The 24,132-nt window shown below is 41.9% G+C and carries 21 protein-coding genes; 6 read left to right on the top strand and 15 right to left on the bottom strand.

Annotated elements, in window-relative coordinates:
• Positions 1–60 precede the first annotated feature (60 nt).
• Positions 61–312 (bottom strand): DUF2999 family protein, encoded by a 252-nt coding sequence (locus QNM18_RS13955; RefSeq protein WP_023398396.1) that lies wholly within the window; start codon positions 310–312, stop codon positions 61–63.
• Between the two features lie 107 nt (positions 313–419).
• A complete protein-coding gene (locus tag QNM18_RS13950; protein WP_284137572.1) occupies positions 420–1,712 on the bottom strand; it encodes an RsmB/NOP family class I SAM-dependent RNA methyltransferase in 1,293 nt (430 codons plus the stop codon).
• A 232-nt stretch (positions 1,713–1,944) separates the two neighbouring features.
• Between QNM18_RS13950 and QNM18_RS13945 the strand changes: the two genes are divergently transcribed.
• Both QNM18_RS13945 and QNM18_RS13940 read left to right on the top strand, forming a co-directional pair.
• The gene (locus QNM18_RS13945) at positions 1,945–3,333 is read left to right on the top strand and encodes an FG-GAP repeat domain-containing protein (protein ID WP_284137571.1); all 1,389 of its coding nucleotides are present in this window, start codon (positions 1,945–1,947) and stop codon (positions 3,331–3,333) included.
• A 171-nt stretch (positions 3,334–3,504) separates the two neighbouring features.
• On the top strand, positions 3,505–4,869 hold the full coding sequence (locus QNM18_RS13940) for a hypothetical protein (protein WP_284137570.1): 1,365 nt from the start codon (positions 3,505–3,507) through the stop codon (positions 4,867–4,869).
• Between the two features lie 54 nt (positions 4,870–4,923).
• On the opposite strand, the gene QNM18_RS13935 is transcribed toward QNM18_RS13940, so the two are convergent.
• Positions 4,924–6,384, bottom strand: a complete 1,461-nt coding sequence (locus QNM18_RS13935; protein ID WP_211011599.1) for a chitinase — start codon at positions 6,382–6,384, stop codon at positions 4,924–4,926.
• Between the two features lie 246 nt (positions 6,385–6,630).
• Here QNM18_RS13935 and QNM18_RS13930 point away from each other — a divergent pair, with 246 nt between their 5' ends.
• The 3 genes from QNM18_RS13930 to QNM18_RS13920 all read left to right on the top strand — a co-directional run bounded on the left by QNM18_RS13930 (position 6,631) and on the right by QNM18_RS13920 (position 9,071).
• On the top strand, positions 6,631–7,194 hold the full coding sequence (locus QNM18_RS13930; protein ID WP_247687425.1) for a GNAT family N-acetyltransferase: 564 nt from the start codon (positions 6,631–6,633) through the stop codon (positions 7,192–7,194).
• The gene (locus QNM18_RS13925) at positions 7,191–8,528 is read left to right on the top strand and encodes an NAD(P)/FAD-dependent oxidoreductase (RefSeq protein WP_284137569.1); all 1,338 of its coding nucleotides are present in this window, start codon (positions 7,191–7,193) and stop codon (positions 8,526–8,528) included. Before QNM18_RS13930 ends, QNM18_RS13925 begins: the two co-directional genes overlap by 4 nt.
• Before the next feature lie 138 nt (positions 8,529–8,666).
• Complete coding sequence (locus QNM18_RS13920; protein ID WP_211011601.1) at positions 8,667–9,071, top strand: hypothetical protein; 405 nt, start codon at positions 8,667–8,669, stop codon at positions 9,069–9,071.
• Positions 9,072–9,176: 105 nt separating this feature from the next.
• Here the strand turns inward: QNM18_RS13920 and QNM18_RS13915 are convergent, their stop codons facing one another.
• From QNM18_RS13915 to QNM18_RS13905, 3 genes are all read right to left on the bottom strand, one after another.
• Positions 9,177–9,455, bottom strand: a complete 279-nt coding sequence (locus tag QNM18_RS13915) for a protein-tyrosine phosphatase family protein (protein ID WP_211011602.1) — start codon at positions 9,453–9,455, stop codon at positions 9,177–9,179.
• Positions 9,456–9,709: 254 nt separating this feature from the next.
• The gene (locus QNM18_RS13910) at positions 9,710–10,408 is read right to left on the bottom strand and encodes an SDR family oxidoreductase (protein ID WP_284137568.1); all 699 of its coding nucleotides are present in this window, start codon (positions 10,406–10,408) and stop codon (positions 9,710–9,712) included.
• A 92-nt stretch (positions 10,409–10,500) separates the two neighbouring features.
• The gene (locus tag QNM18_RS13905; protein ID WP_284137567.1) at positions 10,501–10,881 is read right to left on the bottom strand and encodes a SpoIIAA family protein; all 381 of its coding nucleotides are present in this window, start codon (positions 10,879–10,881) and stop codon (positions 10,501–10,503) included.
• Positions 10,882–11,041: 160 nt separating this feature from the next.
• Here QNM18_RS13905 and QNM18_RS13900 point away from each other — a divergent pair, with 160 nt between their 5' ends.
• Positions 11,042–11,815, top strand: coding sequence for a putative porin (locus QNM18_RS13900; RefSeq protein ID WP_211011605.1), 774 nt, complete (start codon positions 11,042–11,044; stop codon positions 11,813–11,815).
• Here QNM18_RS13900 and QNM18_RS13895 read toward each other — a convergent pair.
• The 9 genes from QNM18_RS13895 to QNM18_RS13855 all read right to left on the bottom strand — a co-directional run bounded on the left by QNM18_RS13895 (position 11,812) and on the right by QNM18_RS13855 (position 23,998).
• Positions 11,812–13,122 carry a methyltransferase domain-containing protein gene (locus QNM18_RS13895; RefSeq protein WP_284137566.1) on the bottom strand — a complete coding sequence of 437 codons (1,311 nt, stop codon included), beginning with the start codon at positions 13,120–13,122 and terminating at the stop codon, positions 11,812–11,814. The genes QNM18_RS13900 and QNM18_RS13895 overlap by 4 nt on opposite strands.
• 21 nt (positions 13,123–13,143) lie before the next feature.
• Positions 13,144–13,749, bottom strand: coding sequence for a LysE family translocator (locus QNM18_RS13890; protein ID WP_284137565.1), 606 nt, complete (start codon positions 13,747–13,749; stop codon positions 13,144–13,146).
• A 97-nt stretch (positions 13,750–13,846) separates the two neighbouring features.
• Positions 13,847–15,022 carry a 2-methylaconitate cis-trans isomerase PrpF gene (gene prpF, locus QNM18_RS13885; protein ID WP_284137564.1) on the bottom strand — a complete coding sequence of 392 codons (1,176 nt, stop codon included), beginning with the start codon at positions 15,020–15,022 and terminating at the stop codon, positions 13,847–13,849.
• 55 nt (positions 15,023–15,077) lie between these two features.
• Positions 15,078–17,666, bottom strand: a complete 2,589-nt coding sequence (acnD, locus tag QNM18_RS13880; RefSeq protein WP_284137563.1) for a Fe/S-dependent 2-methylisocitrate dehydratase AcnD — start codon at positions 17,664–17,666, stop codon at positions 15,078–15,080.
• Positions 17,667–17,765: 99 nt separating this feature from the next.
• Entirely contained in the window at positions 17,766–18,887 is a 1,122-nt protein-coding gene (prpC, locus tag QNM18_RS13875) for a bifunctional 2-methylcitrate synthase/citrate synthase (RefSeq protein ID WP_211011610.1), read from the bottom strand.
• Between the two features lie 78 nt (positions 18,888–18,965).
• Complete coding sequence (gene prpB, locus QNM18_RS13870) at positions 18,966–19,844, bottom strand: methylisocitrate lyase (RefSeq protein ID WP_023398379.1); 879 nt, start codon at positions 19,842–19,844, stop codon at positions 18,966–18,968.
• 23 nt (positions 19,845–19,867) lie between these two features.
• The gene (locus QNM18_RS13865) at positions 19,868–20,533 is read right to left on the bottom strand and encodes a GntR family transcriptional regulator (RefSeq protein ID WP_284137562.1); all 666 of its coding nucleotides are present in this window, start codon (positions 20,531–20,533) and stop codon (positions 19,868–19,870) included.
• A gap of 319 nt (positions 20,534–20,852) precedes the next feature.
• Positions 20,853–21,062 carry a cold-shock protein gene (locus tag QNM18_RS13860; RefSeq protein WP_023398377.1) on the bottom strand — a complete coding sequence of 70 codons (210 nt, stop codon included), beginning with the start codon at positions 21,060–21,062 and terminating at the stop codon, positions 20,853–20,855.
• Between the two features lie 647 nt (positions 21,063–21,709).
• On the bottom strand, positions 21,710–23,998 hold the full coding sequence (locus QNM18_RS13855; RefSeq protein ID WP_211011612.1) for a putative bifunctional diguanylate cyclase/phosphodiesterase: 2,289 nt from the start codon (positions 23,996–23,998) through the stop codon (positions 21,710–21,712).
• Positions 23,999–24,132 lie beyond the last annotated feature (134 nt).

The raw sequence follows: 24,132 nt of genomic DNA, 5'->3' as shown, positions 1-24,132 counted from the left end.
ATCGCAATAAATCCCTTTCTAAGAGGTTTTTATTGCGATAACAAGATCTGCTTTTATGGGCTACTTGTTCAACTGCGCTTTTGCAGCTTCAACTTTCGAATAATCGAGTCCCAGTTCAGCAACGGCTTCTTTAATCAAACCCGGATTTTGCATAACCAACCCCATAAGCTGCTGTAACTTTTCAGGTGGAATAGCAAGCTGCTGCACAGTCGCCATAGCCATCAAAGGGTTTTCAGTTAATGCCTGAAATACCTCTTTAATTTGTTCATCAGAAATATTGTGCTCTTTTAGCAATGAAATGATTGGATTCATTCTCAAACCTTTAACGAATAAAATGTTGGCAGTACTCACATAGCACATGCTTAATAACTTGTATTTATGTCTGTTGGGTCAAACTATCAAAACTTCAACCCAATGCACTATGAATTATCGTTTTTAACCAGCAATGCGCCGTAAAAACCGTCAAACGCGGAGCTAACCCCGGGCATTAAGCTCAGTTCTTTTTCTAGACGCCAATTTGGGTTATTGGCTAAAAACCTTTCGACCTGACACGCATTTTCAGATGGTAAAATGGAACAGGTTGCATAAACAAGCTTGCCACCCACGCGACACATTTGACTATAACGTTGTAAAATATCTTGCTGCAAAGCGACTAGGTTTTCGATATTTTTTTCTGTTAAATGCCATTTTGCATCTGGATTTCGTCGCAGAATACCAGTACCAGAGCATGGCACGTCCAATAATACGCGATCGAATTTTTCTTTTTGTCGCTTTATCGTTTTACTGTTTTGGATCAGACGAGTTTCAATAACATGCGAACCTGCACGTTTTGCGCGCTTTTTTAAAGTGTCTAACTTGTGTTGATGAATATCTAGTGACAACACACGCCCTTTATTTTCTAATAATGCCGCAATATGTAAACTCTTGCCGCCAGATCCTGCGCATGCATCAACCACTTTCATACCAGGTTGTACATCAAGCAGCGTGGCCAATTGTTGAGATCCTGCATCTTGCATTTCAAAGTGCCCTTGTTGAAAGGCATCAGTACGGAAAAGGTAACCCATTTGTTCGACTTTGAGCGCATTGTGCAAACCGTCTACTGGCACTGCTTTGATCTGCTCTTTGGCTAAACTCTTTGTCAGTGACAAGGCATCACTTTTAAGAGAATTGACTCGGATAAAATGCTCCGCGCTCTGATTTAATGCGGTTGCTACCGTTGGCCAGATATCACCCAGCTCGTCGTTTGCTCGCTCATGTAACCAAGAAGGCATACTCAATAATACGTCTTGCGGTGCAGATGACAATGCAGACTGGACGTCAGCTAAGTTTAGCGTTGATACTTCGGGAAAATCCGGTAGCGATTGTTCATTTAATAAAGTATACGCCCCCCATATATTCCAAACATCAGCAACACTTAACTGAGAAAGTGAGTCCATTAAATCACTGCGCCCGATTGCCCAACACAATTTGCGACTGAAGCGGACCATATTGTAGAGAGTTGTAACAAAATATGCGCGTTGTTCAATTGTCCAAGCAGCATTTATCATTAAGTGCTGTTGTACCACTTTGTCGGCATATTGCTCCAGAGTTGAAGCTTGTAGAAATGCACTATTCAAGCACTCTAACAGTTGACGGGATGCAGTCACGGTGATTCTCATCTTGTAATACAAAGCGCGAATTGTAGCTTGTTTACCTGTCTTACACCACTGCATTAAGAGCGACTTTAGACTTTAACTGATCACAATTAATTACATCCTTTGCATTGCAGAAAATATAGCCCTCAAATAGCATCTCATTCAATATAGATAGTATTGAATGTAACCAACATACTTTACTTTATAAAAACAAAAGCATGTCATGTTAGTGACCAATATTAGAATGGATAATGTACTTACAACCGTCTTTTAGCCGTGACAAGTGAAATAGGATTTGGGAGATAAAAAAATGAAGCAAAAAGCCATTTTTGCGCTAAGTTTGCTGGCCGCCAGCCAAGGTCATGCCACTGAGTTTGCACTTAAACTAGAAACAAAAAACCCACTGATACTCACTGAATCTCCAATTGTCTTCGCTGTAAATGAGGAGCTAAAAGCACTCGAGCGAATAGACCTTAGCCAAAATAAGTCTCAATTACTGCACATTACTCCAGATTCCAAAGGTTTTCACTATGGGACCACAGCGGGCTCAAAGGAAGTACAAGCCTTCATATTAGATAGCAAAGGCGTCTATGTTACCACTCAAGCAAAGACCGAGCGCCTAATCAGCTCCAACAGCCTACTTACGCGATTGGAAACTGATGACTTCGAAAAAATAGAATTCGTTTTAGATGTTAATGAAGACGGACTCAGCGACATATATTTACCCGGTTTTACGCGAAGTGAACTCTATATCCAGCAAAAAGATGGCCAGTTTAAACAGCATTTTTTTAACTATAACCTCCCACTTCGCAGTCACACATATAGTGAAAGTGAAGAACTAGAAATCAGTACAAATTTTACCTCTTTACCCATAGTGCATGACTTTAACGCTGATGGTATAAACGATCTGGTCTTTCGCACGCGCAAACAAGTTGCCGTTTTATATGGCGCAAAGAATGGCTTTGCTAACGCGGTCGACCTTGTTCACCTCCCAACAGATTTTGGTAAACTCAAAGGAAAAAAAGTACGCACGACTCAGGAGCTGGTCGATATCAATCAAGATGGTCATCTTGACTTAATAACCAGAACGAGACCAATCACAGAAGGGATTTCTGCACTAGAAGCCAAGGTTGAATACGATTTATATTTAGGACAACCAAAAGGCTTTAATTCCGGGGCAATTAAACTACCACACACCTTAGGCGTAGGTGGCATGCGAGTGGAGTACGACTTCGATGGTGATGGACTACTAGACTTACAAACCATGGATGTCGACATCGGGCTAACTACCATTGCTGCAATCGCACTTGGCGGCGGTAAAGCAGATGTCGATGTCGAGATGCGCTTTTTCAGGCAAAAGCCACATACTTTATTCGATAAAAGTCCTAGCACTGAAAAAGAAGTTGAATTGGAAATAGACATGACCCGCTCAATGAGAGGTCTACCGTTTTATACCGGAGACCTCAACGGAGACAATAAACATGATATTGTTTTTAAATCTAGTAATAAGTCGCTTTATATTTACTATGGTTCAACTGGAAAATTATTAAGAAATGAATATAAAAAAATCAGCCGAATATTACCAGATAACCCTCATGACATCGCACTAATTGATGTGGACCAAAATGGTAAAAAAGACTTTGTATTTAAGTATGAAAATAAACAAGGTCCAGCTAGAATTGAGATGATATTAAACTAAAACAATATAAAGCCTATACACTTCATGTATAGGCTTTACAAAGTTAGGCGAAAAATAGAAAAGTTTTCTGTATGTTTTTATTCATAGAGCAGAATATTAAGTTTAAAAAATAACCAAGAAAATATATAGTCCTCTTTTGGGATACTGTTTGTCTATTAAAGGAACTATATTATGAAGCTAAAACTTAGTGGTGCATTTCTCGCTGTTGTTGGTGCACTATCCCTCTCTGGATGTGGCGGAGGTGGCGGCAACGACACCAATACAATGAACAACCAGCCAAACGTTATGAAACAACCTGCGCCATCCCAAATCGCCTTGCCTAACGTGTCACTCAAAGCTGTTCAAACAAATGCGTGTGGTAATGAGCCTATCATTGCAGATGTCGTTTATCACACAGCAGATGGTAATTTTATTTCTTCAGATAAAACCCTTATCGATGGAAAACTCAACTCGACATTACCTGAAAACACGCAGCATATTTCACTTTTATACCATTCCACCGATAATAACGGGAAAAAGTATTTGCAAATTCAGACGCTGTTAAATGTGCAAGCTGGATTTGCTGTAGATTCACTCAGCTTTGAGAATAAAAGCAACTGTGCTTGCAGCAGTATTAAATACGACTTGGCCTCACTTAAAGCAGAAGTGCCAGACGCAACGATATTTAATATCGGTGCACCCCCTATGCAGCTAAAGGATGCAGAGAATACATACTCCTCTTGCGTTATTGAAAAGCAAAAGCTGATATTTACACAATCCAAGTCAGCACACACAGGTACATTAATTGATACATCTGAGCAGGCTACCGTTGAGTTAACAGCTGCTCAATTCACAGTACAGGGCACGCCACTAGATATCTCTGGCTTAGATATGCCAGCAAGAGGAGTCATTAGCTTATCATCGTATATTGGTAATGATGAAGTCCATTCAACCGTGGTCAATAATGCGGCTTACAATCACCCATCATACCAAGAGCAAAATCAACTGGTCATTTACAACGGGCTCAACACCACCAGTTATTTGTCTATCAGCCAAACGGGATCAAGTCTTGATTTTAGCGAGGACGTAAGTACGCATTCATATGTTTTAACGTCAGTCGACAACACTGGCAAAGTTGAAAACATACAACCTATCAGTGAAGATAGTTCACTCACCTCTGCGTATAAAAGCCTTTCAAACTCTTTTGGAGACCCAAATAACAGCCACACAGCAATGCTGGATTTTAGCGCCATTGATCCACGTGTTAATATGGCAACCTTAACTTACACTTGGAAAAATGACTTACAGGGGGAAGTGAGTTGGCAGATTATCACCGATGGTCAAGAAACCATTCCTTTATTCACGTATGGCGATATATACCAAGCTGTCGAACCTGAAAATCTATCGATTAAACTCACGTTAACTGCATTGAATAGTGAACAGGATTTCAATGATTTAAGAAGCGTTTACCTGAGTAGTTTGGAAAGTTTTGAAAAACGCGCCAAATCAAAGTTATTCGATACTTTTGCTAGCTACAGTATTTCACGCCGTTGGTAAATTAAACACAGCGTGGGCAGGAAAAGCTATTTGCTTTCCCTGCATCTTTTAAGACTAATTAATCAATTTCCAAGGGCCATTGGTATTTGTAGGGCTCGGTGTATTGCCTTTTGTCCACCATTTTGCTTCATAGATTTTATCTTGGTAGCTGGCTTTGTCGCCTTTGAGATAAACTTTATTACTGTCCCACGCTTTAACACCACCTACAGGCGGTTTCACGTCAATCGGTGGCAGAGTATCCACAGCTGTAACACTTGGCCAACCAGTATGAGATTGATAGAAATTAGTTACGCACTTTTCATAGTCTCCCGGTACCAAAGCTGAATATGCAGTTTGATAGCCAACCAGCTTACATTCAAATGAGTGGCCGCCAGGTCGGTCAGAATAGTGTGCCCAGTTAGCTTCCCAGTTTGTGTACAGAACGCCACTGGCACCATCTAAGTTCAGACTACCAAATGGAGTTTGCTGCCAACAAGTGTTCTCTTCGTCCGCTTCAATCGGAATATTATAGTAGTGCGAAAGCCCCTCCCAGTAACGAATACGATTTACAGGCTGGCCTTTGTAGCGATTGTGCTCGCCACACTCAATACCACCATTGATCACATTGATAGTCGTACCGAAACCGTATCCAATGCCTGCATTTAATTCGACTTGAGAAGGTACCCAAGTTCTATCAATAACATGCAACATAGCCGGCTTAGGTGCTTGCGGCGTTAAGAAAAACCAAATGGCGGATGCAAGGTTGAGCCAAGAGTCAGCAACTCGGCCGGGGTCATTTAACAGCACGGTTGCATCACCATCAAACATGACTTCAGAAAACATGCCGTAGTTAAAATGGTAGGAAAGCTGCTTAGCGCCTCTACCAAAATACCCTTGTCCTTCGCCACAAGGCCAACGGCGATTTTGCCAATCATTTTGGCCACATCCCGTTCTATAACCACCTTGACCTTCTGACCATCCCATTTCACGAACATGAACAAGTGCTTGCTGCCACTCTTCCAGTCCATTAGGATTGTCTGATGTATTGTCCTTAGAAATATGGCCGCCTGTTTCTTGGGCAAAATGTGCAAACGCTGTCACGATAGACTTTTTACAGATGGCATCTGCATCACGACCATCCGTGTATTCACCACAAAACGCAGGAAATTTACCAATTGCTCGTAAGAAGCGAGTATAAGTGTATTCTGGCGCAGCCATCTGAGTTAAATAGTCCCACTCAGTCTGACCAAAAACACGCTCTACACGCTTTACGTTGCTCGGATTTGCCGCAGCGCCCGGGACAATTGCTTCAACAACCACATTACTGCGAGTTTCCAGCGCTTTTGACCAAATTGCGTACATTGGATCTGCTGTGAGAGTCTGTTCAGCTGTATTTAAATCAGCTCGTGAAACGAGATAACCACCGGGGTTATTGGGATCCGGCTGTACATTCATTCCGTGAGTGAATGGACTAGCGCACAATACAGTCACACACAGTGCAGCAAGTTTGCTTACCTTTATTTTGCAGTTATTCATAATTTACCTTTACATGTTGTTGAATTAAATAGAATTAGAATTCAATTTCTCTTTATATGTTGTATCTAAAAAGCAGTAACCAGCTGCTTTAATCTTGATGAATATCAATACTCATCAAATTAACAAATATTACACATTGACATCGCTGTCAATGTGAATTACCTATTTTTTGAACAATTGAAAACTTGATTCTCAGGCGATGTTCTGCAAAATAGGGAAATATTATTAGAAAAAAGAACAAGTAAGATGATTAAACTTACGCAACTTAGTCGCGATTATTTTTCTCAAGTTATTTCATTGGGAAACTTGGTACATGGCGATAACTACCTTGATAGCGAGCGGCTCGAGCAAATTTATCAAATGGGGCTTAAAAAATCGCTTAACGCCTCCTTTGTTGCAATCGATGAATCAAATCAAGTAATTGGCTTTCGACTAACTTATTGTGCTGAGCAATGGCCTATTGATAAATGGTGTACGCCAGCCGACTGGCCTGTCGATATTGAACAGATGGCTTACTTTAAGTGCATCGCGATAGATCCACGAGCACAAGGCCAAGGAATTGGACCTAAATTATTGGCAGCATCAATAGAAGTATTGAAAAAACAAGGTGCAAAAGCCGGCGTAGCTCACTTATGGCAACAAAGCCCAGGTAATGGTGCTGTGAAATATTTTACTAAGTCAGGCGGAAAACTCATCAAACTTCACGATGATCGCTGGTTAGAAAACTGCATCAACGATGGCTACGAGTGCCCGATCTGCGGCAACGAGTGCCATTGTCAGGCAGCTGAAATGGTGATCGAGTTCACATGAATACGTACGACCCGCTATATAACAATCATTGCCAGGGACAACCTTGCCCAGACACCTATTGGGCGAGTTTAGCTGTATTAAACAATATAACTCGTCAACCTAAACTGTCTGACAATTATGACGTCATCATAATTGGCGGCGGGTACACTGGGTTGTTAAGTGCTTACTTTCTTTCAAAACTTTATGATCAAAAGGTATGTGTACTTGAAGCCAATCGAGTTGGTTTTGGCGCCAGTGCTAGAAACGCAGGGTTTGCGCTGCCAACTACAGGGCGACTAAGTGCATTAGACATGTGTAAAAATTGGGGAGAGGATACTGCGCGACAAGTATATCAAGAATACCAAAGTGGCGTTTTAAGGTTAGATGAATTAATACAAGAGCACGACATTGATTGTGACAAACAAGAACACGGCTATTTGAAAATTGCGCATTCAGAAAAAGCGCAGGCTTCATTACAAGCCGGACTTGAATTTGCAAAGCGGACCTTTTCAGATACACAGCTCTCTTTTATCAGTCAGCATGAGCTAAAATCAAACTACATCGACATGCCCAACGTTTATGGTGCAGTTCGAAATTCGCATGGGTTTGGATTAAACCCACTAAAATTACTGCAAGCCTATAAAGAAATTGCCATATCAGCCGGCGCTGATATTTTTGAAAATAGCCTAGCTGAACGCGTTTTCAAAGATCGCGAAACACATGTTGTATCTGTTCATGGTCAACAGCTTAGAGCCAAAAAACTGCTAGTAACAGGCAATGCATATAATAGCCAAAATTTTCACCCAACCATCGACAAAAAATATATTCCCATTTTAAGTAGTATTTTAGTGACACGACCACTTACAGCGGATGAACTAGCCGCAACGGGGCTAAAAACTCACCAAGTGATGATGGATACTCGCACACTCAAATACTATTACCGTTTATTGCCAGACAATAGATTGTTGTTTGGTGGCAGAGGTGCTGTCTACGGAAAAGATCAAAATAAGGAAAAGTATCAAGCACACCTCACTGATGCCATGCACGCTGGGTTTCCATCGTTAAGTCCATTACGCGCTCAATACTATTGGCATGGATATATCGCAGCAACGCTAGATGACCATCCACATATACACTTCAATGACAATGTTGGTTATGCCATTGGTTACTGCGGCGCTGGAGTCGCTTTTAGTACACAAGCGGCTTTTCGCCTGTCTCAAATGACCGTTGCAAAATCAACACCTACATTACCAATCTATCGAAAAGCCGCTCCCAGCGTGCCATTCGCCCGGCTCAGTCGATTAGGACAGCTAGGTTATTATAACTACGCTCAATTTAAAGACCGCCTGTTTTAATAACAGGCTCACTTAACGCTATATGCGCTCTAGTTAGCAAATTCAATTTGAATAAAAAATACACAAAAATCACATCTTATTTCAATATTTGAACCGTTTAATGGAACAGGCAATTATAAATCAACTAAGGAAAATAAAATGAAAAAGTTAGTGATCGCGAGTGTTTTTGCTGGTCTTTCAAGTGTAGCTGCTGCAAATACTGTTGAACTTGAAAGTGCTGAAAATAGTAACGTTGCATTTGAGAAAGCTGAAGTAACAATTGCTGCAAGCCAAGGCGTATTCGCTTCAGGTGTTGTAACTTATTACAGTCCTCGCGTATGGGTAAATGGCCGCCTACAACAGTTTTTTGTTGGTCCAACAAACGGTAATCAATTTTGTGAAGAGCGCGGCCACAACCAAGAAGTAAGTGGTAGCACAATCACTTGTGGTGAAGATGAGTCATCGTACGCAAATTACGATTGGTATGGGAAGTCATGGACTTACAAAAGCACCGGTAGTAAAAACCAGTGTTACCAGCTATATGCAACAATTAAGTGTCAGTAATTACGACGTTTAATTAAAAAGCCCACATCAATTTGTGGGCTTTATCTTTACTTTTTTGTATCAATGCTTACCAGCGAATCATCAAATAAAAATAAGCTGGTCGGATTACTTTTTCTCCACTTGGTCAAAACCACGCAAAAATCGACAATAATTGTCAATTGATGATCCGCAAATCATTAATATATCTAAAAGTTTTATAAATGGGATTGCTGTTTTACCACTTTCCCAATTGCAGTTAGTGACTTGGTTTTCAAATACCGCCATCGGTTTACCCAACTGCGCTTGAGCTAGCTTTGTTTCGTTGCTTAAAGTACTCAGTCCATATTGCACTTCTAGCTGAGCTTGATTTGATCGCAGCTTCCCTTCTTGATTACATGTGCTCAAAGTGTGTCCCATCATAGATAAGCTTTTCTTAAATGCAATGCTACACAAACATCAACTTCGTGTAAAACAAAAGCTAAAATTTCTTTTAAATATTAATGGGTTACAAATAAATATTTTTATAAAAAACGTCTAAACATACATAATTAAAGGTGAAAATAATTTCCAATTAAATTTTCACCTTGGTTAAGAAATTTATAAAAAACGATGGCCCTAATTGGGTTTTATTAGGTATTGGGGTGTTGCACTTCGCGAATCTACCAAGGGATATGGCTGCCATCGAAACTCAAGAAGCTCCCACTGTCTGAGTCGGATAAATTATCTATGACACGTTTGAGCCCCAGAGCTGACTCTTGCGCTGAAATAAGCGCATTTGGTCCACCCATTTCTGTTTTAACCCAACCGGGGTGTAAAGCAACAGTTTTGATCCCCTCAGGTAATAAGTCATTGGACAAACTTTTAACGACTGAGTTTAAAGCAGCTTTTGAGCTACGATAAATATAACCGCCACCTTTGGTATTTTCCGTATGACTGCCAACTCGTGAAGAAACCGCCGCAAATACTTTGCGCTCACCCAAGCATAAATTTGGGTAAAACGCTTCTGCAAGCTTTGCTGGAGCAATCGCATTAACCTCCATTACACTGCGCCACGCATCTACATCACAATTGCCAAAACCATAGCCTTTTGGTCCGTACAAACCAGCATTATTGATTACCACGTCAATAGGCCGAGAGGCTAGGGACAGCGCGAGATGATGAAGCTGCTCGTAATCGGTTACGTCTAAAGGGAGAATATCTAACAGCTCATCTTGTTGTTGGGCGCTCAATTGTTGTAACTCTTTAGCTGAGTTTGGGTTTCTTGCCGTCGCGTATACATGCCAGCCACACGCTAGATAAATATTCACCAACGCCAAACCGATCCCTCGATTTGCACCTGTGATCAAGACACTTGCCATCGAAAACTTCCTCTATAACACTCATGGTTTTGCTATTTTTGTCGGAAAAAGTATTCTAGATCAAGAGTGAATCTCATTAAAAAGCGCATTTTTCAACTGTGATTCAACCATTTTTGCGCGGCATGTACTTCTGAAAAATAACGGGTTGTTCCTCCTAATATCCAACCTCCTACAATGGAGGTGATCCGCTGCCATTTCGTACAGCCGATCACGGCCGTTTTCTTAAACTGATCACTGTATTGAAAGGCAAGACGAATGTCTGTCACAGCCTCTCCCACTTCCCACCCGGTCAATTCAGTTATATCTATCAGCACGTAAATTTCGCCATTCCTATATTGTGATACGACTTGATCAACAATAGGTAAAACGACGACATAGTCTTTGTGAGTCAATCGACCAACCGCTTTAAAACTGAGTAATAGTCCAAAGTCCCGGCGTTCCGTGCCCACTGAAATACCGTGGAATTCGCTCATTGCCCGTCCCAACTTGAAAAGTAAAAATTAAGTAAACAATGCCCTTTTTACAATAGTTCATAATGGACTATCACGCACATTTTATTAAATCGACTATCATTAAAGTTAAACGCTCTCATCAAACTGCACATTAAATAAAGTATAAGAAATGGTAAACCCTTTGAAATTACTTACAATTATGCTCTTAAGCATCATGACCTCGTATAGTTATGCGCAGTCGGAAAAAACATGGTTTAATCAAGCCACTTACACCAAGTTAGAAGATGCTGACACGCAAACGTTACAATTGAGTACACACTACTATTTCGCGCCACAAGCTTATTTTTGGGTTTGGGACGATTTCGGCTACCTAGATACCGACTCCAATATTCGATTCACATACAATAATACCGAACGCAATGTATTTTCAGGCGTAGAGGGTGAGTTATTTATTGCCAACTGGTTTGCCACTGCGAGCATTGAAGATCTTGGCGATACTAGCGATAACAACACCCTAGGTCTTGGTTATTTATTTTACGATAGTTTAAAGCTCAGTGTGCGCCATCAACGTCAAGCAAGCGGTGACGATATAACTTGGCTGCAAGGCCAATTAAATATTGATATTGACACCAATTCTTATGTAGGCACAACACTTGTCAGTGATGACGAATTTGAAAACTGGCAAGTTGAAGTGCGCTATTTCCGGCATCTGGGAGATCAACAATATTTCACGCTGGATCTGACACATGAAAACTCTAGCAGCAAAAATCACAACAACTTTGTCGCTAACTACTATTTTAACCAACACTTTGCGCTCGGTTTAGGCAGCAACGAGTCTCATTTACTCGTTGAAGGCAAATACTTTGTCAATCATAGCTTTTTTGTCAAAGCACGTTATCAAGAGCAAAGTGATGATGAACAATCTCTTGAAATGTCTATGCAAGCTCAGTTTTAATCCCGTTCAGACATAACCAAATTAGCGTGAAATGTAGTGTTGATTGATTGGGTTTGCGTTTCTGACAGCTTACCGACCTGCGCCTCTACCCAAGCTTCAAACTCAGCAAAACTTTCTAGTTCATACATTTTTGACGACACTTGAGCACAGCTCAGCCCCAGCATTTCGTACAAGCCTAATTCAGCATGCCACTCATGTGGTGCAATAGTAAAACGTTCTCCTCGCTTTATCATATATGCTCTTTGAAACGTTCGTTTTAAATGCACTAAGCCCAATTTGCCCAGCTCACTGCTATCGGGCAAAGTGTAACTGCTAACTTGCCACTGTGCTTTGGGAAATAATATTGAAAAATCAGGGCTTTGTGGAGCAACATATTCAAAACGAATGGGGTGATTTTGCTCAAGAACAACATCGTAAGGACTAAAGTTAAAGGCGATATTCAAACTGCAATCCCCTTCCGTTAGAGTTAAATTGCAATAGACTGTAATATCCGTTGTAAGTTTAACTGTGTAGCCTGACCAATCTCCGTTTGGGATCATCAAGTTTGACTTAAAATACCCGAGATCCCCTTGGCTCAAAGCATGTGACGTTTGCTTATCTAGTCGAAAAAATTCACCCAGCAATTGAGTGCTTTGTCGCTCACCTTCTACTTTAGCTAACCAAGCTTTGAGACTCACTTCTTCCGGTATCATCACTCCGCAAGGCTTCAAATACCGTACTAGGTGTTTAAATATATAGACCTGTGGCTCTCGCTTAAGTAATGCTGTCATCGTTTCTGATATCACAATATCAAAGTCACTCTGAGATGGTGGCTTTTGCCATAACGTGGCATCCTCCTGAATGACACTTATATTGTAGTGCTCTAAACCAAAATGGTTAATTAGCTTATTCACCGCATTGATATTCTCTTCGTGAATATCAATTAAAGTGATCTCCAGCGGTAGGTTATCACTTGCAGCCAAAAGAGGGAGCAAAAGCGTTGCATACGGCCCAGTGCCAGCGTATAAAACCCGAACAGGGGACAAATTGTGGGTCATTTTATCTTGTATTGCTTGGGCAACCCCCTGACAGAACACTTGAGTACGTACCGTTTCTTCAAAGCATTTGGCAGCTTGAACTGGTGAAATAGCAACCCCTGATGCAGTTTGTGCTTTTTCAGAAGTGTTCATATCTGTACTACTGAATACGCCTGTCACCTTTCCTAAGTAATCCACCATTGCTTTGATCTCAGCCTTAGCTACTGTGCTTTTTTTTGCACTGAGAAGGGTCTGAACATTGCCGATAAACTGCTCTTTAGATATCCACATAACTTGCCGTTTTTTATAAAGTTAAGCTAAGTTTGAGGATAGAATGACATACACTAAAAGTAAAACTAATAAACTCGCAAAAAATAGTCTTAAATACTTAAGTTGCTGCGGTGTTTTTACTACACGGTGCAAGATCCCACCAAAATAAAGCCACAGGGAATCAGCAATCACGGCGACCAAAAACAATACTAAGGCGGCAATTGCACTTGCTTGAACCTGAGACGCCACAGGAATTGATGTATTGGCGAATATCGCAATGCATGCTGCATATGCTTTGGGGTTAAATAAATTCAAAATGAACCCGTCTAAGAACCCAACAGTTTTGTCTCCTGCGCTAGAAAGGCCACTGCGGTTGGTTGCGATTTTATAAGCGACATAAAATAAATAAAGTAACGCGGCTATTTGCAAACTTTTTGTCAACTGAGGGAAACTGAGCAATAGTGCCCCCAGCCCTGTTGCTGCGGCCACAATAGCAACTGAGAGACCAGCCAAAATACCGAAGAGAAAAGGCGTCCCCGCTTTTACCCCTGAACTTGCGCCAACAGCAGCCAGTGCTAAGGGGGCAGGGCCAGGTGAACCTAAAAGTAAAAAAGCCGTGACTGCGAGAGAAATAACAGCTTCTAGCATGAGATCTCCAAACGTTTTTTAAAATTGATGAATTGTTAATTTGATAGGATGTGAGGAAAATTAGGGTTCAAGACATGTCGTCTTAAACCCTTGATTATTATTCTGGATCTGGGATACGAACAACCCCCTCCATTAAGACTCTGGCACTGCGGCTCATAATGGCTTTTTTCGCCAACCATCTTTGGTCGCTTTGCTCAGCTTCTGCGCCAACCTTAAGCGTGCCCGATGGGTGTCCAAATGTAACTTGATTTCGTTGACCGCCACCAGCAGCTTCATTGACAATAGTCCCAGGTATTGCGGCCGCAGTCGCAATTGCAACCGCCGCAGTCCCCATCATAGCATGGTGCAGTTTCCCCATAGATAAGGCACGCACATTGAGGTCTATCTCTTGTGCATCAACGACCTTACCACTAGATGCAGTGTACCCTTTAGCACCACTCACAAATGCAATTTTTGGTGTGTGCTGCCGAACCTTTGCTTCTTCAAGGTCCTTGATTAAGCCCATTTTTAAGGCACCGTAAGCGCGGATTTTTTCGAGTCTCAGCAACGTTTTATCGTCACCGTTTATCGCTTCTTGCAACTCAACACCGTCAAAGCCTAAATCATTTGCTTTGAAAAAGAGCGTTGGAATTCCTGCATTTATCATGGTCACATCAAAAGCCCCCTCGCCAGGCACCTCTAACACGTCTACCAAGTTACCACTTGGGAACATATCTGCATCGGCATCTGCCGGGTCCAGAAATTCGACCACAACTTCTGCTGCGGGGAAAGTCACACCGTCAAGTTCGAAGTCACCCGTCTCTTGCACTTCACCATTTGTCACTGGGATATGAGCGACAATGGTTTTACCAATGTTAGCCTGCCAAATTCGTACAATTGCCACACCATTTTCAGGTACTCGCGCTCGATCAACTAGGCCATTGCTGATAGCAAAAGCACCTACAGCAGCGGTTAAGTTGCCGCAATTGCCACTCCAATCAATAAACGCTTTATCAATTGCGACTTGGCCAAAAAGGTAATCAACATCGTGATCTGCTTGTGTGCTTTTTGATAAAATTACTGTTTTACTCGTGCTTGACGTAGCACCGCCCATGCCATCGGTTTGCTTACCATAAGGATCTGGACTACCAATGACCCGCAGTAAGATATCATCCCGCAACTTACCGGCAACCTGTGCCCCTTTCGGTAAATCTTCTAAATTAAAAAAGACGCCTTTTGACGTTCCACCGCGCATATAAGTTGCGGGTATTTTGATTTGTGGTTTGAAACTCATAGTCCTTCCTAACAATAAACCCAAGCTAAGCTTGGGTTTAATTTGATGATTTTAATTAAGCGTTAGCCTCTAAAAAGTCCTTCGCAAAACGCTGCAACACGCCACCAGCTTCATAAATTGATACTTCTTCAGCGGTATCTAATCGGCATGTTACTGCCACTTCAACACGCTCACCATTTTGGCGGTTTATCACCAGAGTTAGTGTCGTGCCTGGTGTACGCTCACCAATTACGTCATAAGTTTCAGTACCATCTAAGCCAAGCGTCAGTCTTGTCGTGCCAGATTTAAATTCAAGCGGAAGTACACCCATACCAATCAAGTTAGTTCTGTGAATACGCTCGAACCCTTCAGCAACAATCACTTCAACACCCGCAAGACGAACCCCCTTGGCTGCCCAGTCACGTGAAGAACCTTGACCATAATCTGCACCAGCAACAATGATCAGCGGCTGCTTTCTGTCCATATAGGTCTCAATCGCTTCCCACATTCGCGTAACCTGCCCTTCTGGCTCTACACGTGCTAAAGAACCTTGTTTCACGTCCCCGTTTTCCTTAACCATTTCATTAAGTAATTTCGGGTTAGCAAAAGTAGCTCGCTGAGCGGTTAAGTGATCACCGCGGTGAGTTGCGTATGAGTTAAAGTCTTCCTCAGGCAGCCCCATTTTGGCTAGGTATTCACCCGCCGCACTGCTTGCCATTATTGCATTAGAAGGAGAAAGGTGATCTGTTGTGATGTTATCCCCTAAGATAGCCAAAGGCCTCATTCCTTTCATTGTTCGCTCACCAGCAAGCGCACCTTCCCAGTATGGAGGACGACGAATATAGGTACTCATTTCACGCCAATCATACAGAGGGTCATTGTCCTCTCCGTAATCAACGCTCAAGTTAAACATCGGGTCATATACTTCTCTAAATTGCTGAGGTTTAACACTCTTAGCTATCACTGCATCAATTTCTTCATCGCTAGGCCAAATGTCTTTCAGTGTCACCGGGTTGCCTGCTTGGTCATGACCCAATACATCTTGCTCAATATCAAAACGCACACTACCAGCTATTGCATACGCGACAACCAAAGGAGGCGAAGCCAAGAACGCCTGTTTAGCATATGGGTGGATCCGACCATCAAAATTACGGTTGCCAGATAAAACGGCCGTTGCATAAAGATCTCTATCAATCACTTCTTGTTGGATCTTAGGATCAAGTGCACCGCTCATTCCGTTACAAGTTGTACATGCAAACGCTACGATACCAAAACCTAACGCTTCTAATTCAGGTAATAGGTCTGCCTCTGTCATATAAGAGCGCACTGCCTTCGAACCCGGAGCAAACGAAGTTTTTACCCAAGGTTTACGCTTAAGGCCTAGCTTATTTGCATTTCTCGCCAACAGGCCCGCTGCGACCACATTTCTCGGGTTACTGGTGTTAGTACAACTGGTGATAGCTGCGATGATCACAGCACCATCAGGCATTTGATCTTCAGACTTTTCGTAATCTGCAACTATGCCTTGTTTGGCTAAATCTTGCGTAGCGACACGACGATGTGGATTTGAAGGACCTGCTAAATTACGACCCACACTCGACAAGTCAAACTTAAGTACTCGCTCGTACTTAGCTTCTGTCATTGAATCCGCCCATAGCCCAGTCAACTTTGCATACTGCTCTACCAACTCTACCTGCTCGTCATCACGGCCTGTTAGTTTTAGATAGTCTATGGTCTTTTGGTCAATGTAGAACATTGCCGCCGTTGCGCCATATTCTGGTGTCATATTTGAAATGGTTGCACGGTCACCTAGGGTGAGGTCATTAGCTCCTTCCCCAAAAAACTCTAAATAGGTCGAAACGACTTTTTCATTTCGTAAAAATTCGGTGATCGCCAGTACAATATCTGTCGCAGTGATCCCAGGTTGACGCTTGCCAACTAACTCAACACCAACAATATCAGGTAAGCGCATATAGGACGCACGTCCTAACATGACACTTTCAGCTTCAAGGCCGCCGACACCGATTGCAATCACGCCTAACGCGTCTACATGCGGGGTATGGCTGTCAGTCCCCACCAATGTGTCAGGGAACGCAACACCATCGCGCGCTTGAATAACTGGCGACATTTTCTCTAAATTGATTTGATGCAGAATACCGTTTCCAGGTGGGATCACGTCCACGTTTTTAAACGCGGTTTTGGTCCAGTTAATGAAGTGAAAACGGTCGTCGTTGCGACGGTCTTCTATCGCGCGGTTTTTTTCAAACGCGTTTTCTTCAAAACCTGCATGCTCAACGGCTAAACTGTGGTCGACAATTAACTGCGTCGGCACAACTGGATTCACTTTCGCCGGATCGCCCCCTTTAGCTGCAATCGCATCGCGCAAACCCGCCAAATCAACAAGGGCAGTTTGACCAAGGATATCATGACAGACAACACGAGCTGGAAACCATGGGAAATCAAGATCTCGACGACGTTCGACTATTTGCGTTAAATAATCATTAAGTTTTTCAGGTTCAGCTCTGCGAACTAAGTTTTCTGCTAGTACTTTTGAAGTGTAGGGTAGCTCGACATAGGCACCCGGCTTTATCGCCTCTATGGCCTCGCGCGTATCATAGTAGCATAGGGTCGAATCAGGTAATCGTTTACGGTATTGGGTATTCATAACTGCTTTCCAACTGGAGAAGTGACGGTGTACTCAACATGGAGCACTTACTAAGTGCTCCATGTCGGCGACTAAAACAGGTTGTTAAAGTCGCGAGTATTAACGCTCTGCAATAGCAGGCACTGGACGAAGCTCTTCGCCGGTATATTCAGCTGAAGGACGGATAATACGGTTGTCAGCACGCTGTTCCATAACATGCGCAGCCCAACCTGTTAAACGAGACATCACAAAAATTGGCGTAAATAATTTAGTTGGAATACCCATGAAGTTATATGCAGATGCATGGAAGAAATCCGCATTACAGAACAACTTTTTCTCACGCCACATCACTTCTTCGCAGCGCACTGAGACTGGGTAAAGCACCGAGTCACCAACGTCCGCTGCAAGCTTTTCAGACCAAGTTTTGATGATTTCGTTACGTGGATCAGATTCTGAATAAATCGCGTGACCAAAGCCCATGATTTTTTCTTTACGCTCTAACATACCCATCATTTCTTGCTCAGCATGTTCCGCTGACTCAAAGCGTTCAATCATTTCCATCGCCGCTTCGTTGGCACCACCATGAAGAGGACCACGTAAAGAGCCGATTGCACCAGTAACACAAGAATGCATATCAGATAACGTTGACGCGCAAACACGAGCTGTAAACGTCGATGCATTGAATTCGTGCTCTGCATAAAGAATAAGAGATACGTGCATAACACGCTCGTGAAGCTCTGATGGTTTTTCGCCGCGTAATAGGTGTAAGAAATGAGCGCCAATTGAATCATCATCTGTTTCAACGTCAACGCGTACACCGTCATGACTAAATCGATACCAGTAACAAATGATGCTAGGGAAACAGGCAAGCATACGATCAGTCACTTTACCCTGCTCATCGAAACTAGCTTCACCTTCTAGATTACCAAGCATTGAACAACCTGTACGAAGTACATCCATTGGGTGTGCATCAGCAGGAATACGCTCTAATACATCTTTTAGCGCAACCGGCAGGCCACGCATTGATTTAAGTAGTGCTTTATATTCATCTAACTCACTTTGGTTAGGTAGTTTGCCTTTTAGAATTAAGTATGCAACTTCTTCGAATTGACAGTTTTCGGCAAGATCTTTTACATCATAACCGCGATAAGTTAACCCTGAACCTGATTTTCCAACTGTTGATAACGCAGTTTTCCCTGCAACTTGACCACGCAGACCTGCACCACTTAGTACTTTAGCCATAACTTTCTCCTGAAATTTTTACCTGCTGAATTTTAAATCTTTATTATGAGCGCACCTGTGCACGCTCTATACTGTTAGTTACTTGTTCTTACCTTCGGCGAATAATGCATCGAGCTTTTGTTCGTACTCGTGATAACCAAGGTAATCATATAAATCCATACGAGTCTGCATAGTGTCGACCACTGCTTTTTGGTCACCGTCATTCAATAATGTTCGATACACCAACTCAGCAGCTTTATTCATCGCGCGGAATGCACTAAGCGGATAGAGGACCATGCCTACACCCCAATCAGCTAGCTCTTTTTTATTCCATAACTCGGTCTTACCAAACTCAGTCATGTTCGCCAAAATAGGCACATCTAATGCTTCTGAAAAAGCTCTGTAATGCTCTTCAGTTTGAATAGCTTCTGCAAAAATGCCATCTGCACCTGCTTCAACATACGCTTTAGCACGTGCTATCGCAGCATCAAGCCCTTCTTGTGCAAACGCGTCGGTACGCGCCATAATAAAAAAGTCTTTATCTGTGCGAGCATCAACGGCCGCTTTAATACGGTCGACCATTTCCTCAGTAGACACTATTTCTTTATTTGGTCTGTGACCACAGCGCTTTTGCGCTACTTGATCTTCAATATGTACGGCTGCAGCACCCGCCTTTTCCATGTCTCTGATTGTTTTAGCAATGTTAAACGCACCACCCCAACCAGTATCGATATCTACCATTAGAGGCAGATCACATGCCGACGTAATACGCTGTACATCTGCAATCACATCGTTGAGTGAAGTCATCCCAAGATCAGGTAGACCATAAGATGCATTAGCAACACCACCACCAGATAAGTATATTGCTTGGTGACCAATTTGCTTTGCCATTATTGCGCTGTAAGCATTGATAGTTCCCACAATTTGTAAAGGCTGATTTGCATTTAACGCGTCACGAAATTTTTTTCCTGCACTCATGATGGTGTATTCTCCTGTGATGTTTACTTCATTTTAGTTAGCTTGACGGCAATATTATTTTTAGAATATTGGATATGGCGCCGCATCAAAATTTCGGCCAATTCGCCATCTCGATTAGAAATTGCTCTTACAATATGCTTGTGCTCGTCATAAGCCGTTGTAACTCGAGGTCCGGTCATTCCCAACTGGACTCGGTACATCCTAGCCAAGTGGTAAATACCATTACTTAACATAGTGATCAGTTGCTGATTTTTGCTACCGACAATTATTCGATAGTGAAAATCTAAATCACCCGCTTCTTGATAATAAGTGTGGCTTTGTCTGACCTCATCTTGCTGCCCCTCCAACAAGCTACTGAGTTCATAAATCTCAGCCTCAGGCATATTTTGCGCAGCAAGCCTTGCAGCCATACCCTCCAATGCTTCTCGGATCTGATATAACTCAAGCAGCCCATCTTTCGTAAGCGTTACGACACGCGCACCTACATTGGCTTTGCGCTCAACAATGTTACATGCTTCTAAGCGGTTAATGGCTTCTCGAATAACTGCTCGACTGACCTCATACTTTGTCGACAATTCAACTTCACTGAGCTTAGCTCCAGCCGGGATCGCACCTTCTACTATTTCCTCTCTCAACTGAAAATATGTTTTATCTGAAGAGGTTACAGCTTGCTCTTTAAAAAAAACCATTTAAAAGCCACACAGTTGTATTTACCGAATGCCAACAATATAGATACACTTTACGTTAACGTCAACCTGCAAACCAATAAATTGTCGACAATCTAGATATCTACATTATTCATCATATTTATGACACTAAAATAAAAGGGCAAACTTTGATGGAATAAAAAGGTACAGGGTATCTGTCAAAGGGGCGTAAGAAGCGTCGATGTAGGAAAGGTAGTTTTTTATAAAAAGTTTGAAATATGCCAACGCTATTTAGGACGGGTCACAGGCAATAAAAAAGGCAAGCTAAGCTTGCCTTTTTTATTTGTTAAAACTGTGACAGTTACAGCTTAACGATTTCCTCAGCTTGAGGACCTTTTTGGCCTGTAGTAAGTTTAAATTCTACACGCTCGCCTTCAGCTAGAGTACGGAAACCATCGCCTTTGATTGCACTGAAGTGTGCAAATACATCTGGGCCATTTTCCTGAGCGATAAAACCAAAGCCTTTTGACTCGTTAAACCACTTTACTGTACCTGTTAAAGTATTAGACATAATAATAAATCCTGATAAAAAATATAAATGCCAATCCTTAAAAGCAAATTCTACACTGCTTAAAGAGAATCCATTTTTATAAACTGGCAAACCTATGCCCTTGTGGGCGCATAGACCTAAATTTTGCCGGTGATAAAACTTCAGGACGGTACTACTACAAGCTAACACTTATACAACAACGTAATGGAGATTTATAAACACTGACCGAAATTCTGTCTATGTTCATCTTATAGGGATGCCCCTCTAAGTCAACTAATTTTTAAACATATTTATGAATGCTTAATGACATAATCTCATAAGCATTGTGAACAATTAAAGACAGCGCTATAGGCCTTGTAAAAACACGGCTTTTACCCATATCTATACCAAACAATAATTATTGATTTTTACGCACAAAAAACAACTTTGAGACCGTATATAGAGCGATATTACTAACTTAATAAATACGCCTAATAATCTATGAAATAAAGCATACAGAGCGCTTACAAATGTGCGCTTCCCCGGTTTAAAAATTGCACATATTGCAACAGAGGTATTTTTATCGCTACTTCTATTTCCGTATTCGCTCGCAACAACCAATTCCCCCCTTTATCAGCACAAAAAAATAAAATTTTGTTGGGGGTAGCTGCAGCATTGAGTAAAAAGAATTATAGATCGCTTGATTGTTTAAAACTTTTTTCTAGTAGCAGGTCAACTTCCGAACTTGGCACTGGCTTAGAAAAAAAATGCCCTTGTAATTGATCACACCCATTTTCCGCCAAAGCTTTGGCTTGTAGTTCACATTCGACACCTTCCGCTATGCAATTCACGCCAAGACTCTTTGCAATATTTATCATCACCATCGCAAGATCATCTTGGTGCTCCGCGCCTCCAATCTCATTGACGAAGCTTGGATCAATTTTAATCGAATCAAAATGTAACTCCCTAAGCAAGCTTGGGTTTGTATGCCCTACACCAAAATCATCAATGGCTAGGTGAAATCCAAGCTGGCGCAACGAGTCAAGCGTTGCCGTTAGTTCATCAGCTCGTTCAAGCAATGGTTGCTCAGCTATTTCTAACTCAAACTGCTGCGGTTTTAGCTGATACTTCTCCAACAGGGTCATCAATTGTTCACTAAACATGCCATTTAATAAGTGTTTTATCGATAAATTTAAACACAGCTGCAAATTAGGGTAACGCTCAGACCAAGTTACAAATTGGGGGATGGCCAACTCGAAAACATACATACTCAAATGGCCGTTTATCCCCGCACTTTCTGCTACATCTACGAATTGTTCAGCAACTATCAACTCATCACCACACTGCCAGCGAGCCAGTACTTCCAGCTTTTCAATCACTAAAGTCTGCGCATTCAATATTGGCTGAAAGTGCGGTAAGAAAGCTTTTTGATGTAGTGCTTGTATCATCGCCGTTTCTTTTTCAAGATACAGCTCAGCCTCTTTATCTAGCTCGGGACAATAAAATTGATAGTTTGAATGACCTACTTTTTTTGCCCTATACATGGCGGTATCTGCGCTTTTCATCAGTGAGTCTGCGTTTTCCCCATCATCGGGGTACAATGCAACTCCAGCACTAAATGATACATTTACTTGAGTCGCTCTTAGCTCATAGTGACCACCAGATGCCTGAAATACTTTGTCTACGACAAGGCGAACGTGTCGTCTATCTTCCATGCTATCGATAAGTAGAACAAACTCGTCTCCGCCAATACGAGATACGGTATCACAGGCTCTAATACTGGCAGTTAATCGTTTAGCTACTTGCTTCAATAATTCGTCACCATTATCGTGTCCTAACGAATCATTTATTGCCTTAAATTTGTTTAAGTCTAAAAAAATGAGCGCAAATTGATGTTTATGCCGCTTTGCCCTTTTACATGATTGCACCAGTCTATCTTGCAACAGTAACCTGTTTGGCAAACCTGTTAACGCATCATGGTGCGCCAAATGATTCATCTTTTTCCTCAGCAAGCGGGACTCTGTCACATCTTGGAATACCAGCACGGCACCAGCTATTTTATCGCCACGTAAAAAGATAGGTGAGCAACACACCTCGATCGCAAAATCTAGTCCCAAATGATTACGAAAGCAGATTAATTCATTTAAACAAACCGTTTGTAATTCCGTCATTGATTGACGCATTGGATCATCAATTGGCTCTTTGCTGTCTTCTTGAAACAATGGCACCACTTCTTCAAAAGCCTGCCCTTTAACTTCATCAGTTAACAGCGCCAGTACAGCTTCCGCAACGGGATTCATAAAAGTAATTCGATTATTGGTATCTGTGCAAATTACACCATCACCTACTGAACTAAGTGTAATTGCCAGTAATTCATGCTGCTTTTGTAGCTCGCTTTGTTTGTCAACATCCACCAGCTGACCCAAATACACACCAGTTAAGTGGGTGTGATTGAGACTTACTACCAATTCTTTTTGCTTGCCTTCAGAATTGTTTAATTCAAAAGATAGTTGTTCAAAATCCTCCCCCTCACTTTGCCACAATACAAAACGCTCAAAGCTTCGTTCATCAATCAAGCCTTTTAAGCCTATGGCCGTAAGCGCTTCCTCAGGTTCTGCAAGTTGTCTGCAAAAGCCCTGACTTACCGCATATAAGGTGCCGTTTTCACACACTAAAAATTGGCCGTTTAAAGATTCTCTAAATACTTCATAATAGAGCTCACCATGCTCTCCAAAACCAATTTCCTGTTGCTTTTTACGAGCCAAGTAAATTACCCCTCCCCCTAACACCACGGCCATTACAAAGCCTGTTATCGCGAGAGAAAAATAGTTAAATAGCTCAATCAATGACTCATTGCCATAGTGTCCAGCTTCAGTGAATAACCAATTTTCAACAAATTGACTAATTTGGATACCAAATGACAAACCGACTAGAAGAAAAAAAAAGCTAAGTAAAAGTTTTTGAGTGAGTCGATTCATATGCGTTCGCGCGAAATCACTAAGTTAGAAATGAATTTGCAATATTCACTAAGCGTAGACACTGTTGTGCAACTTTTACAGTAAGTGCTGACAAATAGATTATTTATATTTCTGGAATTTAACTGGCTTTTGTC

Source organism: Pseudoalteromonas obscura, assembly GCF_030135505.1.
Classification (GTDB): Bacteria; Pseudomonadota; Gammaproteobacteria; order Enterobacterales; family Alteromonadaceae; genus Pseudoalteromonas; species Pseudoalteromonas obscura.
This window is presented reverse-complemented; position numbering and strand designations above follow the sequence as displayed.

Excerpts from the sequence above, each read along its gene's own strand:
- QNM18_RS13855 (WP_211011612.1), bottom strand. The coding sequence starts at position 23,998 with ATGAATCGACTCACTCAAAAACTTTTACTTAGCTTTTTTTTTCTTCTA.
- QNM18_RS13890 (WP_284137565.1), bottom strand. The coding sequence starts at position 13,749 with ATGCTAGAAGCTGTTATTTCTCTCGCAGTCACGGCTTTTTTACTTTTA.
- QNM18_RS13950 (WP_284137572.1), bottom strand. The coding sequence starts at position 1,712 with ATGCAGTGGTGTAAGACAGGTAAACAAGCTACAATTCGCGCTTTGTAT.
- prpC (WP_211011610.1), bottom strand. The coding sequence starts at position 18,887 with ATGGCTAAAGTACTAAGTGGTGCAGGTCTGCGTGGTCAAGTTGCAGGG.
- QNM18_RS13895 (WP_284137566.1), bottom strand. The coding sequence starts at position 13,122 with ATGTGGATATCTAAAGAGCAGTTTATCGGCAATGTTCAGACCCTTCTC.
- acnD (WP_284137563.1), bottom strand. The coding sequence starts at position 17,666 with ATGAATACCCAATACCGTAAACGATTACCTGATTCGACCCTATGCTAC.
- QNM18_RS13920 (WP_211011601.1), top strand. The coding sequence starts at position 8,667 with ATGAAAAAGTTAGTGATCGCGAGTGTTTTTGCTGGTCTTTCAAGTGTA.
- QNM18_RS13940 (WP_284137570.1), top strand. The coding sequence starts at position 3,505 with ATGAAGCTAAAACTTAGTGGTGCATTTCTCGCTGTTGTTGGTGCACTA.
- QNM18_RS13865 (WP_284137562.1), bottom strand. The coding sequence starts at position 20,533 with ATGGTTTTTTTTAAAGAGCAAGCTGTAACCTCTTCAGATAAAACATAT.
- QNM18_RS13925 (WP_284137569.1), top strand. The coding sequence starts at position 7,191 with ATGAATACGTACGACCCGCTATATAACAATCATTGCCAGGGACAACCT.
- QNM18_RS13905 (WP_284137567.1), bottom strand. The coding sequence starts at position 10,881 with ATGAGCGAATTCCACGGTATTTCAGTGGGCACGGAACGCCGGGACTTT.
- QNM18_RS13945 (WP_284137571.1), top strand. The coding sequence starts at position 1,945 with ATGAAGCAAAAAGCCATTTTTGCGCTAAGTTTGCTGGCCGCCAGCCAA.
- prpB (WP_023398379.1), bottom strand. The coding sequence starts at position 19,844 with ATGAGTGCAGGAAAAAAATTTCGTGACGCGTTAAATGCAAATCAGCCT.
- QNM18_RS13935 (WP_211011599.1), bottom strand. The coding sequence starts at position 6,384 with ATGAATAACTGCAAAATAAAGGTAAGCAAACTTGCTGCACTGTGTGTG.
- QNM18_RS13955 (WP_023398396.1), bottom strand. The coding sequence starts at position 312 with ATGAATCCAATCATTTCATTGCTAAAAGAGCACAATATTTCTGATGAA.
- prpF (WP_284137564.1), bottom strand. The coding sequence starts at position 15,022 with ATGAGTTTCAAACCACAAATCAAAATACCCGCAACTTATATGCGCGGT.
- QNM18_RS13860 (WP_023398377.1), bottom strand. The coding sequence starts at position 21,062 with ATGTCTAATACTTTAACAGGTACAGTAAAGTGGTTTAACGAGTCAAAA.
- QNM18_RS13910 (WP_284137568.1), bottom strand. The coding sequence starts at position 10,408 with ATGGCAAGTGTCTTGATCACAGGTGCAAATCGAGGGATCGGTTTGGCG.
- QNM18_RS13930 (WP_247687425.1), top strand. The coding sequence starts at position 6,631 with ATGATTAAACTTACGCAACTTAGTCGCGATTATTTTTCTCAAGTTATT.